General features: G+C 44.4%; 12 protein-coding genes. 3 read left to right on the top strand and 9 right to left on the bottom strand.

Features of this window, described 5'->3' with window-relative positions; genetic code table 11:
• Position 1: 1 nt before the first annotated feature.
• From lolB1 to ABD894_RS18640, 6 genes are all read right to left on the bottom strand, one after another.
• Entirely contained in the window at positions 2-793 is a 792-nt protein-coding gene (lolB1, locus tag ABD894_RS18615) for a lipoprotein insertase outer membrane protein LolB1 (RefSeq protein ID WP_345212580.1), read from the bottom strand.
• Complete coding sequence (locus ABD894_RS18620; protein ID WP_345212581.1) at positions 771-2,549, bottom strand: tetratricopeptide repeat protein; 1,779 nt, start codon at positions 2,547-2,549, stop codon at positions 771-773. Before ABD894_RS18620 ends, lolB1 begins: the two co-directional genes overlap by 23 nt.
• Positions 2,500-2,934, bottom strand: a complete 435-nt coding sequence (gene dut / locus ABD894_RS18625; protein WP_345212582.1) for a dUTP diphosphatase — start codon at positions 2,932-2,934, stop codon at positions 2,500-2,502. The genes ABD894_RS18620 and dut overlap by 50 nt, the downstream gene beginning before the upstream one ends.
• Positions 2,931-4,433 carry an oligosaccharide flippase family protein gene (locus ABD894_RS18630; RefSeq protein WP_345212583.1) on the bottom strand — a complete coding sequence of 501 codons (1,503 nt, stop codon included), beginning with the start codon at positions 4,431-4,433 and terminating at the stop codon, positions 2,931-2,933. The genes dut and ABD894_RS18630 overlap by 4 nt, the downstream gene beginning before the upstream one ends.
• Before the next feature lie 30 nt (positions 4,434-4,463).
• Positions 4,464-4,751, bottom strand: a complete 288-nt coding sequence (locus tag ABD894_RS18635; RefSeq protein WP_345212584.1) for an acylphosphatase — start codon at positions 4,749-4,751, stop codon at positions 4,464-4,466.
• A gap of 100 nt (positions 4,752-4,851) precedes the next feature.
• Positions 4,852-6,033 (bottom strand): amidohydrolase family protein, encoded by a 1,182-nt coding sequence (locus ABD894_RS18640; protein ID WP_345212585.1) that lies wholly within the window; start codon positions 6,031-6,033, stop codon positions 4,852-4,854.
• Positions 6,034-6,195: 162 nt separating this feature from the next.
• On the opposite strand from ABD894_RS18640, the gene rlmN reads away from it, so the two are divergent.
• Both rlmN and ABD894_RS18650 read left to right on the top strand, forming a co-directional pair.
• Positions 6,196-7,251: a dual-specificity RNA methyltransferase RlmN gene (gene rlmN / locus ABD894_RS18645; RefSeq protein WP_345212586.1), complete on the top strand. Its 1,056-nt coding sequence runs from the start codon at positions 6,196-6,198 to the stop codon at positions 7,249-7,251.
• Positions 7,252-7,274: 23 nt separating this feature from the next.
• Positions 7,275-7,973: a ComF family protein gene (locus ABD894_RS18650; RefSeq protein WP_345212587.1), complete on the top strand. Its 699-nt coding sequence runs from the start codon at positions 7,275-7,277 to the stop codon at positions 7,971-7,973.
• Positions 7,974-8,182: 209 nt separating this feature from the next.
• Here the strand turns inward: ABD894_RS18650 and ABD894_RS18655 are convergent, their stop codons facing one another.
• The 3 genes from ABD894_RS18655 to ABD894_RS18665 form a co-directional block, all read right to left on the bottom strand.
• Positions 8,183-11,314 carry a PAS domain S-box protein gene (locus ABD894_RS18655; protein WP_345212588.1) on the bottom strand — a complete coding sequence of 1,044 codons (3,132 nt, stop codon included), beginning with the start codon at positions 11,312-11,314 and terminating at the stop codon, positions 8,183-8,185.
• Between the two features lie 17 nt (positions 11,315-11,331).
• The gene (gene glyA, locus ABD894_RS18660; RefSeq protein ID WP_345212589.1) at positions 11,332-12,606 is read right to left on the bottom strand and encodes a serine hydroxymethyltransferase; all 1,275 of its coding nucleotides are present in this window, start codon (positions 12,604-12,606) and stop codon (positions 11,332-11,334) included.
• 240 nt (positions 12,607-12,846) lie between these two features.
• Positions 12,847-13,599, bottom strand: a complete 753-nt coding sequence (locus tag ABD894_RS18665) for a segregation and condensation protein A (protein ID WP_345212590.1) — start codon at positions 13,597-13,599, stop codon at positions 12,847-12,849.
• A 141-nt stretch (positions 13,600-13,740) separates the two neighbouring features.
• On the opposite strand from ABD894_RS18665, the gene dxs reads away from it, so the two are divergent.
• On the top strand, positions 13,741-15,669 hold the full coding sequence (gene dxs / locus ABD894_RS18670) for a 1-deoxy-D-xylulose-5-phosphate synthase (protein ID WP_345212610.1): 1,929 nt from the start codon (positions 13,741-13,743) through the stop codon (positions 15,667-15,669).
• Positions 15,670-15,986: the final 317 nt, after the last annotated feature.

The raw sequence follows: 15,986 nt of genomic DNA on the forward strand, positions 1-15,986 counted from the left end.
ATTAATCGGCAGCGGGCGAATAACGGTCAGGGATGCTGAAAGGGTATTCTAACTGCTGATCGAACTCTACTTTACTGTAACGCAAATTAACCTGTATTTTTTTACTTTTCACAACAGAAGCGATATCTATTTGCGATGGCACCGCCCTGTCATTAGCCTGTATGAACACATTATTGGTAACCTGTAACGATTGCTGCGCCAGCTGATTGGTTAAACTGGTTTGCGTAACCCGCAGATCGGGCCCTAAAATGAGCTTATACACGAGGTCTTTTAAACTGCCCGACATGTTGGTATTGTTGTTAACCACCTCAAAACTGCTGCCCTCGTTCAACGTTTCGGGGATGGCGTTGCCTACCAGTAACGCCTGCAAAGTATTGTAGTTGATCTGGCTGCTGGCAAATTTATAAATGTAGCTGAACGGCTTTTTAATGTACAGCCCCTGAAATTTATTGATGATCTGTATGCTATCCGGCGTAATCAGTGCCCTGGCTACCTCAACACCCAATATAGCGGTGATAGATACCCAGATCTTTTTATCGCGGTTAATGCGGATGGTCATGGTGACATCCTTGCTATCGCCATTGATGTTCAAGTCGGTTTTAGCTTTGGCCGAAAAGGTATTGAAGCTTACCTGTTTGGCCCGAATGGCAGCCAGTTTAAGGCTTACATCGTTAGCGGGCTTGGTTGCAGCGCTATCATTACGATTTACTACTACCTGTTTTTTTGATTTACAGCTTGCCATTATTGCCAGGCAGCAAATGATGAACAGGCTATTCCGAATATTTTTTCTCATTTATCTTTTTTTCTAAAACCGGCGACTGCCTGCCACTTTCCTTCGCTTTCTTCCAGTTTTGTACGGCCGCGTTGGTGTCGCCTAAGTAAAACATAATATCGCCATAATGTTCTATCTGAACGGCGCTACTTGTTTTATCGTGCATAATGGCCTTCTCTATCCATAACCGTGCCTCGGCGTATTTCTTTTGCCTGAAAAGTATCCAGGCGTAAGTATCCTCAAACGATGCCGTATTGGGCTGTAACTCGTTAGAGTGCTTTGACATTGACGCGGCCTTGTCTAACCTTTCATTCCTTAACGATAAATAGTAGGCATAATTGTTAAGGGTGAACGCATTATCCGGATTATATTCCAATGCCTTATCGTAAGCATCGTCAGATGCCTTATCGTTCTTTTGTTCGTGGTAGCAATCGCCCAATGAGGCGTAGGTATATCCCATCAGGCTTTTATCCTGATCGTCAATAGCGATAGCGTTTTGCAGGTAGCTTACCGCTTTATCGCAATTCTTTTTTTGCTGATAGGCCACGCCTACCAAATAATTAAGCCATACCTGGTTAGGAAAGTACGACAGCGCGTTTTCGCCGTCTTTTATAGCGGCATCGTATTCGCTGTCTGATAGCTCCAACCTCACCAATTGCTCAAAAGCGGCATAGTTATCGTTAGATAGTTGAATGGCTTTACGGAACAACGGCTTGGCGTCCTTATATTTTTCGTTCTGCACCAGCATATCTCCGTACAATGCCTGCGCCTTAGCATCCGAGGGGTGCGTAGCCGACAGGATCTTGCTCAACTCCAAAGCACTTGCCTTGGCGTTAGGATCGGGAAATTTAGGCAGATAGCCCAGCACGATCTTCAGCTTTTGGTTAACATCAACATCGGGGTTGGAGAATGCCAGCACCAGCTCGTTAAAGCTACCTTCGTAATTCTTTTTATCGCGATAGATGTCGGCCAATGCCAAATGCAGCATCCCGTTATTCGGATTAAGTTTACCGGCTCGTTCCAATACAGCCAGCGCCTTATCGCTAAAGCCGTTAGAGTTATATAATTCGGAAAGCAGCAAATAATACCTGAACTCGCCCGGATTTTCGGCAATGATGTCTTCCAGATCAGAAGCGGCTTTATCTACCCTACCCTGTTTCAGATATATCTTTTGTTTGCTCGCCAGCAGGTCATCGTTGATGCCTGTAAGGGTTTCTACAAAATCGTATACTTTCAGCGCTTCGTCATACCTTTTTTGCAAGAAGTACACATTGGCTTTATCGTAATAATAATCGGGCTTATCAGGGTTTATGCGGATGAGCTCGTTAAATACGTTTTCGAGGTTGTTGATGTTGTTGCTTTTCTCGTAGCTATCGGCCAAAGCCACCCAATACCATTCGTTATCGGCATTTACAGTGACGGCCCTCTCCAGCAGTTGCTGCGCTTCGTTGGGTTTATCCTGTTTCTTTTTCAGGTTAGCCAGTTCAAACAAAGCGGCATCGTTGGCCGGGTTTACCTGCAACACGCGGTTAAACAGGTCGATAGCCAGCATATCATTTTCGATGGTTTTTTCGCGCAGTGCCGAAAAGAACAGTTGCTTGGCCATAATGCTGTCCATTGATGACATTGGTTTGGATACAACCATAACTACCCCACCCCCGGGCGCGTTTTGCGCGAAGGTAACGGCAGGTAATGCCAGCATTAATATGAACAGCGTTTTCTTCATTTTACTTATGCCCTGTATGCCCATAACCGCCGGCACCGCGGGTTGTTTCATTCAGCAGTTCAACTTCTTCCCATTGTACCGTTTCGTGGCGGGCCACTACCATTTGCGCTATGCGGTCGCCGGTATTGATCTCAAAATCGTCGTTAGACAAGTTGACCAGCAATACCTTGATCTCGCCCCTGTAATCGGCATCAATAGTACCCGGCGAATTAACAATACCGATACCATGTTTGTATGCCAACCCGCTGCGCGGACGGATCTGCGCCTCGTAACCTTCGGGTAATTCGATATGCAACCCAGTTGGGACTAACTTACGCTCCAATGGTTTAAGCGTTATTGTTGCTTCCAGATCGGCACGGAGGTCCATTCCCGCGGCGTGGGCCGTTTCGTAGGCCGGTAAAATATTTTGCGACTTGTTAATTACTTTTATAATCATCTTTTAAATATGCTCATCAATTCTTTACGTTCAAAATAAAATGCAACGCCGGTGTAGGCCAGTAGCATGGCGTTACCTATAAAGATGTTGCGCTTAAAAACAACAAAAGATAAATATACTATTGCTACCGACGAAATTATATAGGCGAGGTTCTTTTTTACATTATAAGGAATCGGGTAGTTCTTTTGTCCCCATAAATAGGATAGTATCATCATGGAAGCATACGCCGCCAGTGAGATCCAGGCCGAGGCCACATAGCTGTATTTAGGGATAAAGATGATATTGAGCACTATGGTTAGTAACGCGCCAATACCCGAAATGTAAAGCCCGTATTTGGTTTGATCAGACAGTTTATACCATACCGACAAGTTCATGTAAATACCCAAACTGATATAACCGAAAAGCAGCACCGGCACAATTTTCAATCCCGACCAATAAAGCTCGCGCTGTATCGGGTTTGACGCCCTGATGAAGTACTTAAGCAGTTCGATATTGGCTATCAGCGCCACAAAAATGAGGCATATTGCTATCACAAAATAATTCATGATACGGGCGTAGGTTTGGCCCGAATTTTTGCTTTCCGCATGGCTGAAAAAGAAAGGTTCGGCACCTAAGCGGAACGCCTGTACAAATATGCTCAGGAACAGCGCTATTTTGGCGCATGCTCCGTAAATGCCAATCTCCTGCTCGCTGATGTTTTGCGGCAACAGTTTATCAAGCAAAAGCTTGTCTAAATTCTCGTTAATGATGAACGACATATTGGCCACCAATATCGGGAAGCTATACAGCAGCATCTCCTTCAATATGGCCTTATCGAATTTCAATTTTATCTGGAAGATCTCCGGCAGCAGCATCAGCAGCGTAAAAGCACTGGCTACCAAATTCGACAGAAACACATAGCCTACCCAATGCAGCCTGTACCATTGCTGCATCCACGCGGCACCCGGCAAGTTATTATTGATAATGTACGGCACACCAAACAACAGGAACAAGTTGAGCGATACCACTAATACCACATTTAAAAATTTGATGTAGGCGTAGCGCATCGGCCGGTTATCGGCACGTAACTTGGCAAAGGGTATTACGCAAATAGCATCAATAGTCAAAATATAGATGAAGCAGCGTACGTAAAAAACATAATCTTCAACAGTATTGGTATTACCCGTTTTGAGCCACAGGGCTATGGGGCGCGAAAACAATACGCTAAAGGTTAAAAACACCACGCTCATGGCCAAAACGGCTATAAAAGAGTTAGCGTAAACCTTATCCCTACTATCGCTACGTTTATTGAGGTACCTGAAATAGGTGGTTTCCATACCGAATGAAAGCATGGCACCGAGGATAGATGCCCAGCTGTACATCTTGGTAAAAATACCGTACACCTTTACCGATAATATATTGGCCAGTATAGGGGTAAGTATAAAATACAGCGTGCGCGAAACAATGGTACTTAGACCATAAATAGCGGTTTGGCCGGCAAATTTTTTAGCAGTTGACAATGATGTAAAGAAGAAAAGTTTTAAAATCCGTTACCAGGCACGGTCCTTTTTCATGACCTCAAAATTACGATAGTTTTTTAATTCGCCATCATGGCTTTCAACCGAGCTTACTTCGGCATCTTCGGGGCCTTCGTTGCACCATTCCAAAAACATTTCAAGCGTGGGGGCATCGGCTTCGGCAGCGATAAAAACATCGCCCTCGGGCTGATTTTTTACATAACCGCGCACGCCCAGCTGGTCGGCAACGGCTTTGGTGGTAGCCCTGAAGTATACGCCCTGTACCTTGCCTTTTACCGTAATATCAATATGTTTTATCATTTATAGTTAACAGGTGAATGTAAATTGTGTGTGGCTATTTCAACACTAATGCAAATTAACTCAATACAATTTAATCAACCTAATAACCGCAAAATTAAGGCTATATCAAACGTTTTACCTTAGTATCAGGAGTAATTTTAAAGCCATCCAGGCCGGAGATCAGGTTAAGTCCTGGGGTTTTACCTGCCTGTAAGCTGCCTATTTCACCTGCTATACCCAAAAATTCGGCACCGTTGAGCGTACCCCATTGTACCAGTTTCTCCAGCGTTATGGCCGGGAACTTTTGCTGAATGGTACGCATTTCGTTAAGGATGCAAAGCCTGGTGTTTGAGGCCAAACTATCAGTCCCCAAGGTAATATTAAAACCCTGATCTAAAAACAGGTTGATTTTTGGCAGGCGTTTTTCGATATATAAATTAGCATTGGGGCAAAAGCACCAGTGTATGTTACGGTCAAACCGTTTAATAAAGTAAATATCCTTCAGGTTAGTGCAGGTATTATGCACCAGCAATATATCCTGGTTACTGGTAAGCAGCGGTATTATTGATTGTATGGAGTTACGTGCCTGCGGTTTAAAGTGGCTGATATCAACCCCTAAAAATTCATACAGCTCATTAAAATTACCCAATTTGTAGCGATAAAACTTGTTCTCATCCTCACACTCCTGGTTGTGCATGCTAATGAGGTTATTATTGGCATCGCTGTGCTTTTTTATCAGCTTAAACAATTCCTTAGATACCGAGTATGGCGCGTGCGGCGTAATTGATGCCGGGGCGGGTTTAAACTTTTGCAGCAGTTGCAGGGCGTTGTCGAATATCTCGTTAGCCTTATCGGGCAAAAAGCCCAGCACCTCTACAAAGGTATGGTAGTATAATTTGCTTTTGGCTTTTATGGCCAGGCTAACATCGGTATTGGCAATATCGCCAACGGCAACAATACCGTTATCATACATTTCCTGGTCGGCCTTTTCGGCGGCGGCAATGGCATCGGCCTCTACCTCGCCATTACGGCGAATAGTGATAATTTCCTTTACGAAATTAACCAGCCCGTTACCCTGGGCTATTTTATCTTTAAGGTGCGAAAGTTCGAGATGGCAGTGGGTGTTTACAAAACCGGGGCAAATAATACCGTTCAGGTTTTCGATATCGCCGGGTTTTACACCGGCAGCGGAGGGATTATCAGTTACTGATATTATTTTACCAGCATCGTCAACGGTTACTATTCCATTTTTTATCGGATCGGCATAAACAGGGAAAACGTAATCGGCTTTAAAACTTTTCATCGGTATCTATTAGCATCTTCTATAAACATCCTTTTTACTTTATCGCCCATTTAATAAAATACAATTAACCTATAGTTATTGTTTTTAAACCAAATAAAAGAAATGATTTTAAAAAAATATAAATTTTTTTAATTTAAGTACCTTTGTATTGTGAATAATACAATGGCAAAAATTGACATCCGCAATCTAACGCTTGAAAGTCTGCAACAGCACTTTACACAAATTGGTGAAAAGAGCTTCAGGGCTAAACAAGTGTATGAATGGCTATGGAAGAAATCGTGCTTCTCATTCGACGAAATGAGCAATATTTCAAAAGAACTACGCACTAAGTTAAACGAAAATTTTACAATTAATAATGTTAAAATTCACAGTTCGCAGCTTAGTGGAGATAAAACTATAAAAAATTCTTTTATTTTACACGATAATCATTTAATTGAAGGTGTTTTAATACCAACCACTGATAGAATGACGGCTTGCGTATCATCGCAGGTTGGGTGCAGCCTTACGTGTAAATTTTGCGCTACAGGTTACATGGAGCGCAAGCGCAACCTTAACCCCGATGAAATATACGACCAGGTGGTGTTAATTGATAAGCAATCGCGCGAGAATTATAATACTCCTTTAACCAACATTGTTTACATGGGCATGGGCGAACCCCTGCTTAATTACGCCAATGTATTAAAGTCGATAGAAAAGATCACTTCGGAAGAAGGGCTTAACATGGCTGCCAAGCGTATTACGGTATCTACTGCCGGTATTGCCAAAATGATTAAAAAGCTTGGCGACGACCAGGTGCGTTTTAACCTGGCCCTGTCATTGCATGCCGCAAACGACGAAAAACGTAATACTATTATGCCTATTAACGAGCAAAATTCGCTTAAAGCGCTTGCCGAAGCATTAAAGTATTACTACGCCAAAACCAAAAACGCGGTAACTTACGAATACATTATTTTTGACGGCGTGAACGATGGCATACAGGATGCTATAGAACTGGCCCGCTTTTGCAAGCACCTGCCTTGTAAGGTGAACATTATTGAATATAACCCGATAGCCTTTGCCAGCTACATTAATGCCGGTGAAGATAAAGTAGAAGCCTTTGCCGATTACCTGCGCAAGCAAGGCATCACCACCAACCTGCGCCGCAGCCGTGGTAAGGATATTGATGCTGCCTGCGGTCAGCTGGCTATAAAAGAGAACGAAAAAGAAAAGGTTTCTTAATAAATACAGCCCATAGCATATTAATGAAAATAAGGAACAGTTACCTTGCTGATTTTATTTCGTTGATATTCCCCGAGCTTTGCGCGGCCTGCAACGGCAGCCTGGTTGGCGGCGAAGATATTTTATGTATCGATTGCCGCTATAATCTCCCCTACACCAATTTCCATCAGCATACCGATAATATTTTGGCGCGCCAGTTTTGGGGCAAAATAAATATTGAAGGCGCTTATGCCCTGCTCCACTTTGCCAAAGGCGGCAAGGTGCAAAATATGGTGCACCGTTTTAAATATGATGGCGTGCAGCAAATAGGCGTACTACTGGGCAGCATAGCGGGTGAGCAGCTAACCCAGGCATCTGCTTACAACAGTATCGATCATATTATCCCTGTCCCTCTGCATAAAAGCAAACTGCGTAAACGTGGTTTTAACCAAAGTGCCTGCTTTGCCGATGGGTTGGCAAGTAAGCTAACCGCCACGGTAGTTATTGATAACCTGGTAAGGATAAAGGCGACTGAAACCCAAACCAAAAAGAGCCGCTTTTCGCGCTTTGAGAACATGCAGGAAGTTTTCGCGGTACAAAACCCCGAGCAACTGGCAGGCAAACATGTTTTATTGGTTGATGACATTGTAACCACCGGCTCAACCCTCGAAGCCTGCGGATTGGAACTCCTCAAAATACCCGGATTAAAATTAAGCGTAGCGGCGATTGCGTATGCGGAGTAAGGGTTGTAAATATCCTGTCATCCTGAGCGAAACGAAGGATCTTCTTTGCCATACCTTGCAAGTGACAGATGCTTCGTTTCTCTCAGCATGACAGGGGAAGTAAAACACAAAGCGCGATGGGTTCCCCATCGCGCTTTGCATAAAAAATCATTCTAAAATCTACTATTCACCACTAACTACTCACCATTCACTACTCCCCCCTCAACAAATTATTGCTTTTGGTAGCGGCTCAATTTATTGTAAAGCGTTTTCGGGTCGAACGGTTTCAGCAGGAAATCGTTCATGCCTGCATCGGTGATCTGGTTGATCTCCGCATTCAGCATCGACGCGGTTAGCGCTATAATAGGCAACTGCTGGTAATACGATTCGTCGTTTGAACGGATAAGCTGGGTGGCTTCCAGTCCGCCCATTTCAGGCATGTGGATATCCATCAGTACGGCATCGTAGTTATGATTAGCTAAAATTTTATCTACAGCCTCACGTCCGTTCTCGGCAAAATCTGTTGATGCTCCCCATTTTGTAAGCACTTTGTTAACCAGCAACCTGTTTATCTGGTTATCGTCCACCACTAATACGTTAATATTTAGTTCTGTTTCCACTGTATTATTATTACTAAGCGTTTGGCCATCGGCCTTGTTAAATGTAATTGTAAACCAAAAGGTAGATCCCTGTTCGGGCACACTATCCACGTTAATACGTGAATCGTGAAGTTCTATCAGGCGTTTACTTATTGGCAACCCTAAGCCTGTTCCGCCGTATTTGCGTGTGGTAGCCGCATCTGCCTGCTTAAAAGACTCAAATATGGTGTTTATCTTATTATTGGGTATACCAATGCCGGTATCTGTTACAGCAAACCGTATACGTACGCTCGATCTACTTTGTTCTATTACTTTTAAATCAATTGTTACGCCACCCTTTTCGGTAAACTTAACCGCGTTGCTCATCAGGTTAAGCAGTATCTGGCATAGGCGGGTGCGGTCGCCAATAACTACATCGGGTATGGTTGGGTCAATATTCTGCGTAAGGGTGATGTTCTTTTCGCGGGTACGGTAGCGTATAGAACTGGTAACGCTTTGTATCAGCTCGCGCATATTCATATTCGCTTTTTCCAGCTCCACGTTGCCGGTTTCAATCTTGGTGAAATCGAGCACGTCGTTGATGAGCGTCATCAGGTTCTCTGCCGAAAACTTCAGGATGTTCAGGTTTTCGCGCTGCGATTCGGTAGCGGCATCTTCCACCAACAGGTGCGACATGCCTATCACCGCGTTCAGCGGCGTGCGCATTTCGTGGCTCAATACCGATATGAACATATCCTTAGCACGGTTAAGTTGCAAGGCTTCTTCTTTGGCGGCTATCAGTTCCAGCTCTACCTTCTTTTTGGCGGTGATATCAATAATTACCTCAATGTATTTATCAACCTTACCCACCTCGTTCAAAATTACCGAATTGATCACCGAGATCCATAGCGGTTGCCCGTCTTTACGGTATATCAGCAAATCAACCTCAAAAGATTGTTTATTTTTTGATAGTTCGCGGGTACGTTCAATAATGCTGAAGTCGGTTAATTCACCCTTCACCACATCACCAAGGTGCCTGCCGCGTACGTCATTTATATTATAACCGGTTATTTTTTCAAAACCGTTGTTTATCCACTCTACATTGCCATTATGGTCGTTAATAATAACGCCACCCGTAGTGCTGCTGGCCACCAGCGACAGCATTTTCAGTTGCTGGTCTGATTTTTTGCGTTCGGTAATGTCATACATCACCCCTATCTGGCGCTCTACCTTACCGCTTTCGTTAAACAGAGGACTGTTAGACATGCTCACCCATTTTACAATGCCATCTTTAGGGTATATGTTCAGCTCAACATCATAAGCCTTATTTTCCTGCACTGCCTTTACGGCCGAGTTAAATACGTCAAGGTCGGTTTCTTCGCCTATCAGCATCTTGCCCATGCTTTTACCTTCTACCTCTTCAAAGCTATAGCCTATCACCTCTTCCATGGCTTTGTTCATCCACATTACCACGCCGTTAGCATCGCGAATGATGATACCGTTTGGCGATTTACGTGCCGCGAACGACATGATCTCCAATTCCTGCTCGGCTTTTTTACGCGGGGTAATATTGATAATTACACGGATGTATTTATCGGCATTACCATCCTGATCGCATATTACGGAGTTGAGCACGGTGATCCAAAGATCTTCGCCATCTTTGGTGGTACTAAGCAGATCGATCTCGAACGACTTTTTACGGCTCATCAACTCATCCAGCTCATCTATCGACGCGTTTTGACCCTGTTCTTTCAGTATCACATCGCGCAAGCGGCGATCCTTTACATCGGCAAGGTTAAAGCCGGTAATGGTTTCAAAGGCATCGTTTATCCAGGTCACCTTATCATTGGCATCACTGATCACCACACCATTGCTGATCTTACTGGCTACTAACGATAGCTCTTCCAAATCGGCAAGTACCTTTTTTTGATAGCTGATATCGCGGCCGCTGGCATACCATTTATTTTGCTTAAAGGTAATTGTCCAGCTTATCCACTTAATTTCCTGTAGTTTATTGATGATGGGGGTTTCCATCTCAATGGCCCTTTGCTGTTTGCCAAGGCCTTCTTTTAATATTTTTAACGAGGCTACTCGGTTTTCCTCCGGGAAGAAATCCCATATAGCATGGCCGATGGCTTCATCAACCTCGTAACCCAAAATACGGGTAACCGATTTATTGATCAGCTCAATCCTGAACTCCTTATCCATTATGCAATGAATTTCGGGCGAGGTATTGAAAAGATTGGAGAACTCCTGGTAAGCTTTAAGGCTTTCTTCAAGCTCCAGTTTTTGCTTACGCAGATTAAAGTGCGACATTACCTCGCCTGCAAGCGTGGTTAAGGCATCGCGCTGTTCATCGTTCAGTTCGCGCGGAACGGTATCAACTACGCATAACGAACCTAAACGGTAACCATCCGGATCAACCAGCGGGGCACCGGCATAAAACCTGATGTTAGGCTCCTGCGAAACAAATACGTTGTCTTTAAAAATTTCGCTTTGCTGCGCATCGGGCACCTCCAGTATAGTATCATTAAGGATGGTGTAATTGCAGAAAGCATCCGCGCGGGGTATCTCTTCGGCATCAATGCCTACTTTTGATTTTATCCATTGCCTGTCGGCATCTATCAGGGTGATGAGCGCAACAGGCACCTGGCATATATAGGAAGCTAAACGGGTAATGGCATCGTACTCTTTTTCAGGTAATGTATCTAACACATTGTAAGACCTAAGCGCCCGGAGGCGCTCAGGTTCAATATCTGAAATAGATTGTTGCTTTATCTCCATTTATTATTCCCACACTTTTACTCTTTATACAAAGGGTAATCGTCCATTAGCTTATGCACTTTCTTACGTATTTTCTTGATAGAAGTTTCATTTTCCGGGTCAATAATTACCGCGTCAATCAGCTCTACGATCTCCTCCATCTGTTTTTCCTTCAATCCACGGGTGGTAATTGCGGCCGTACCAACACGTATACCCGATGTAACAAATGGTGATTTGTCATCAAACGGAACCATGTTTTTGTTTACTGTGATATCGGCTGTTACCAGGGCGTTTTCGGCAGCTTTACCGGTGATGTTTTTGTTGCGCAGGTCAATTAACATCAGGTGGTTATCAGTACCGCCCGATATAATTTCGTAACCCCTGTCAACAAATGCTTTCGCCATAGCCTCGGCATTCTTTTTAACCTGTAAAATGTACTTCATGTAGCTATCGCTAAGGGCTTCGCCAAACGCGATGGCTTTTGCTGCTATAATATGCTCAAGCGGGCCACCTTGTGTACCGGGGAACACTGCCATATCTAACAGGGAAGACATCATTCTTGTTTCGCCTTTTGGCGTTTTAATGCCCCATGGGTTTTCAAAATCTTTACCCAGCAATATTAAACCACCACGCGGGCCGCGCAATGTTTTGTGTGTTGTAGTAGTTACAATGTGGCAATGCGGCAGCGGATCGGTCAGTAAACCACGGGCAATCATACCCGATGGATGCGAGATATCTGCCAATACAATAGCGCCTACCTTATCGGCAACGGCACGTATAAATTCGTAATCCCAATCGCGTGAGTAAGCCGAAGCACCGCAGATGATCATTTTGGGTTTTACTTCCAGCGCCACTTTTTCAAGCTGCGCGTAATCAATAAGACCTGTTTCTTTAACTACACCATAAAAATGAGGCTCATATAATTTACCCGAGAAGTTAACCGGCGAACCATGAGTTAAGTGACCTCCATGAGAAAGATCGAACCCAAGAATTTTATCGCCCGGCTGAAGGCAGGCCAGCATTACCGCGGCATTGGCTTGCGCGCCAGAGTGCGGCTGCACGTTTGCCCACTCGGCATTAAACAATTGCTTAGCCCTGTCAATAGCGATGGTTTCAATTTCATCAACTATTTGGCAACCGCCATAGTAACGTTTGCCCGGTAAGCCTTCGGCATATTTGTTGGTAGCTACAGAACCGGCAGCTTCCATTACCTGTTTGCTTACAAAATTTTCAGATGCTATCAGTTCAATGCCTTCTTCCTGGCGCTGCTGTTCTTCGTCAAGCAGCTTAAAAATTAATTTGTCTCTTTTCATGTTATATTTAAAAAACGCCCCTAAGTTAGGCAATTGTGTTGAGAATTAAGAGTTAAGAATCAAGAGGCAAGACCAAATACCAAATTGGTTTTACGTATTCATGACCTGATCTTTACAATATCTTAATCAATTTACACTTCGCAGTGCTATGATTATATATGATTCGACTTATCCCAATCTCCTTATTCTTTAATCTATTCCGCTGGTTGGCTTAGCCACGTCGTCCCGACTCCTGAATCTTTATTCCTGAATCTCCTTGGCCGATATCCAAAAGTTATTATACCCTAAGCCTATCTGTATATCTATCAGTTCCTGCTGCAGCATTTCGAGCATGGCTAAAAAGTTGTATACAAAATGCACTTTATTTTCTGATTGGCTTACCATCGCCTTAAAATCCATCATCCGGTTTATGCGGAGCAAATCGCCGATGGCCGTTTTTTGATCTTCTATAGTATATGGGTATTGTACAATAGTATGCTTTACTTCCTCGGTACGGTTATAGTAGTTCTTCATCAACCTGCCATAAACTACCATCAGGCGGTAAAGGCTCAGGTCTGAAAGTTCTTCGCCGGGGATGGGAACTTTTTCCAGCTGCTCCAAATCCTGCTTTATGTTGCCGCGCTTTTCCTGCTTAAAGCGCTCATCTTCATATGGGCGAATTTCTTCGCACAAGTCTTTAAAGCGTTTATATTCTACCAGTTTGCGTATCAGTTCTTCCTTGGTATCAATTTCGTTGCCGGCTTCGTCGGTTTCGTAGCGGGGCAGCAGCATTTTGGCCTTGATGCGCATAAGGGTAGCGGCCACAAAAATAAACTCGCTGGCTACCTCCATGTTCAAAATGGTCATCTGGTGAATGTAGTTCAGGAAGTCGTCGGTAATGCGCGCGATGGGGATGTCCTGAATATCGAGCTCATCTCTTTCTATGAAGAAAAGCAACAGATCAAACGGACCTTCAAACTGGGGTAATTTTATTTCAAAATTATCGTCAGACATAAACTGCTCAAAATTAAGGTTAATTGAGACTTAAATGAATACCCGGCAGCGTTTTATTTAAAACAATTATATGTTGCGGCTTGTCGTGATATTTATAATTATTTACCGTAATTTGCAGGTTAAAATTTGTAATTAATGTCGATGCAGGTACCCGCCGGGAATTTGTTGGAGAAAATACAGTACCCGGCTGATTTAAAGCAGCTTAAAGAAGAGGAATTAGAACAGGTTTGCCAGGAGCTGCGCCAATATATTATTGACGTTGTATCGGTAAACGGTGGGCACTTTGCCGCCAGTCTTGGCGTGGTAGAACTTACCGTGGCCCTGCATTATGTTTTAAACACCCCTTACGATCAACTGGTTTGGGACGTAGGCCACCAGGCTTACGGCCATAAAATACTTACCGGCCGCCGTAACGATTTTCATACCAACCGTGTTTATAAAGGCATTAGTGGTTTCCCCAAACGTGGCGAAAGCGTATTTGATACTTTTGGCGTAGGCCACTCGTCTACCTCTATCTCTGCCGCTTTGGGTATGGCTGTGGCTTCGCAATATAAAGGCGAAACCGACAGGCAGCACGTGGCCGTAATTGGCGATGGCGCCATGACCGCCGGTTTAGCCTTTGAAGCGCTTAACCATGCCGGTATTGAAAACTCAAACCTGCTGGTGATCCTTAACGACAATAACATGTCTATCGACCCTAACGTGGGCGCGCTTAAGGAATATCTTACTGATATTACCACTTCAAAATCATACAACCGCTTTCGCGATGATATTGCGCATGTACTGAACAAGCTTTCGGCCATTGGGCCTGATGCTTTTAAAATAGCGCAAAAAATTGAGAAGAGCATTAAAGGCACACTGCTGAAAAAGAGCAACTTTTTTGAGGCCCTGAAGTTCCGCTATTTTGGCCCTATCGACGGGCACGATGTAAAACATCTGGCAAAAGTATTGAGTGATTTGCGTGATATTCCCGGCCCTAAGTTGTTGCATTGCATCACCGTAAAAGGTAAAGGTTATGCCCTTGCCGAAAAAGACCAGACCAAGTGGCACGCTCCCGGTTTGTTCGATAAAATAACCGGCGAGATCAAGAAAACGAAATACGATAAACCCCAGCCGCCTAAATACCAGGATGTGTTTGGGCATACCATTATTGAACTGGCCGAACAAAACCCTAAAATAATGGGGATTACTCCGGCTATGCCATCGGGCTGTTCGCTCAACCTGATGATGAAGGCCATGCCTAACCGCGCTTTTGATGTGGGTATTGCCGAGCAGCACGCGGTTACATTTTCTGCCGGGTTGGCTACACAGGGCATGGTGCCTTTTTGTAACATCTACTCCAGCTTTATGCAACGCGCTTACGACCAGGTGATACACGACGTGGCCATACAAAAGCTCAACGTGATATTTTGCCTTGACCGTGCCGGTATTGCCGGTGCCGACGGACCAACACACCACGGTGCTTATGATTTGGCGTTTATGCGCTGCATTCCAAACATAGTGGTATCTGCCCCGATGAACGAGGAAGAACTGCGCAACCTGATGTATACTGCCCAGCAGGAAAACATGGGGCCATTCGTAATCAGGTATCCGCGTGGTAATGGGGTGATGGTAGACTGGCAACGTCCGTTCAAGGCTATACCTGTAGGTAAAGGCCGCAAGGTTTGCGATGGTGAAGACGTGGCGATATTAACTATTGGCGCTATCGGTAACGAGGCAACAAAGGCCATTGCTACCCTTAACGAAGAAGGCTACTACCCTGCCCATTATGATATGCGCTTTGTAAAACCTTTAGATGCCGACCTGCTGCATGATGTTTTCCAAAAATTCGGCAAGGTTATTACTGTTGAAGACGGCTGCCTTGATGGCGGTATGGGAAGCGCTATATTAGAGTTTATGGCCGATAACGGTTACAGTGCAACAGTAAAACGCCTGGGCATGCCCGATGCTATTGTTGAGCACGGCGAACAACCCGAGCTTTGGGCCGAATGCGGTTACGATGCCAATTCCATCGCCGAAGAAGTAAAAAAGATCGGCATTAAGAAGAATACACATACTATAGCTTCGTAAAGGAGTATATTAATATATAAACAGGAAGAGCGGCTATTGGCCGCTCTTCCTGTTTATATAAAACTCGTCATTGCGAACGTAGTAAAGCAATCCCCGGCATACAGAGTCGTTTACTCGAAAACCATTACCCTCAACTGTAAGCTGAAAGCTTACGCCATGCTAAGTCACGAGTTGCGCTATGCTAAACTCGCGACAGCTCTTTTATTTACTCCGTCAGCAAACAGCTTCGGGCGAAAACGGGCAGAACTTTGGTGGCCATGAGCGCAAAGGCGGGCATAGTGAACTTGTTGCATGTGTGAAGGGATAGCGGGGCGGGG

This window comes from Mucilaginibacter gynuensis, assembly GCF_039541195.1.
Lineage (GTDB): Bacteria > Bacteroidota > Bacteroidia > Sphingobacteriales > Sphingobacteriaceae > Mucilaginibacter > Mucilaginibacter gynuensis.

Excerpts from the sequence above, each read along its gene's own strand:
- lolB1 (WP_345212580.1), bottom strand. The coding sequence starts at position 793 with ATGAGAAAAAATATTCGGAATAGCCTGTTCATCATTTGCTGCCTGGCA.
- ABD894_RS18620 (WP_345212581.1), bottom strand. The coding sequence starts at position 2,549 with ATGAAACAACCCGCGGTGCCGGCGGTTATGGGCATACAGGGCATAAGT.
- dut (WP_345212582.1), bottom strand. The coding sequence starts at position 2,934 with ATGATTATAAAAGTAATTAACAAGTCGCAAAATATTTTACCGGCCTAC.
- ABD894_RS18635 (WP_345212584.1), bottom strand. The coding sequence starts at position 4,751 with ATGATAAAACATATTGATATTACGGTAAAAGGCAAGGTACAGGGCGTA.
- ABD894_RS18640 (WP_345212585.1), bottom strand. The coding sequence starts at position 6,033 with ATGAAAAGTTTTAAAGCCGATTACGTTTTCCCTGTTTATGCCGATCCG.
- rlmN (WP_345212586.1), top strand. The coding sequence starts at position 6,196 with ATGGCAAAAATTGACATCCGCAATCTAACGCTTGAAAGTCTGCAACAG.
- ABD894_RS18650 (WP_345212587.1), top strand. The coding sequence starts at position 7,275 with ATGAAAATAAGGAACAGTTACCTTGCTGATTTTATTTCGTTGATATTC.
- ABD894_RS18655 (WP_345212588.1), bottom strand. The coding sequence starts at position 11,314 with ATGGAGATAAAGCAACAATCTATTTCAGATATTGAACCTGAGCGCCTC.
- glyA (WP_345212589.1), bottom strand. The coding sequence starts at position 12,606 with ATGAAAAGAGACAAATTAATTTTTAAGCTGCTTGACGAAGAACAGCAG.
- ABD894_RS18665 (WP_345212590.1), bottom strand. The coding sequence starts at position 13,599 with ATGTCTGACGATAATTTTGAAATAAAATTACCCCAGTTTGAAGGTCCG.
- dxs (WP_345212610.1), top strand. The coding sequence starts at position 13,741 with ATGCAGGTACCCGCCGGGAATTTGTTGGAGAAAATACAGTACCCGGCT.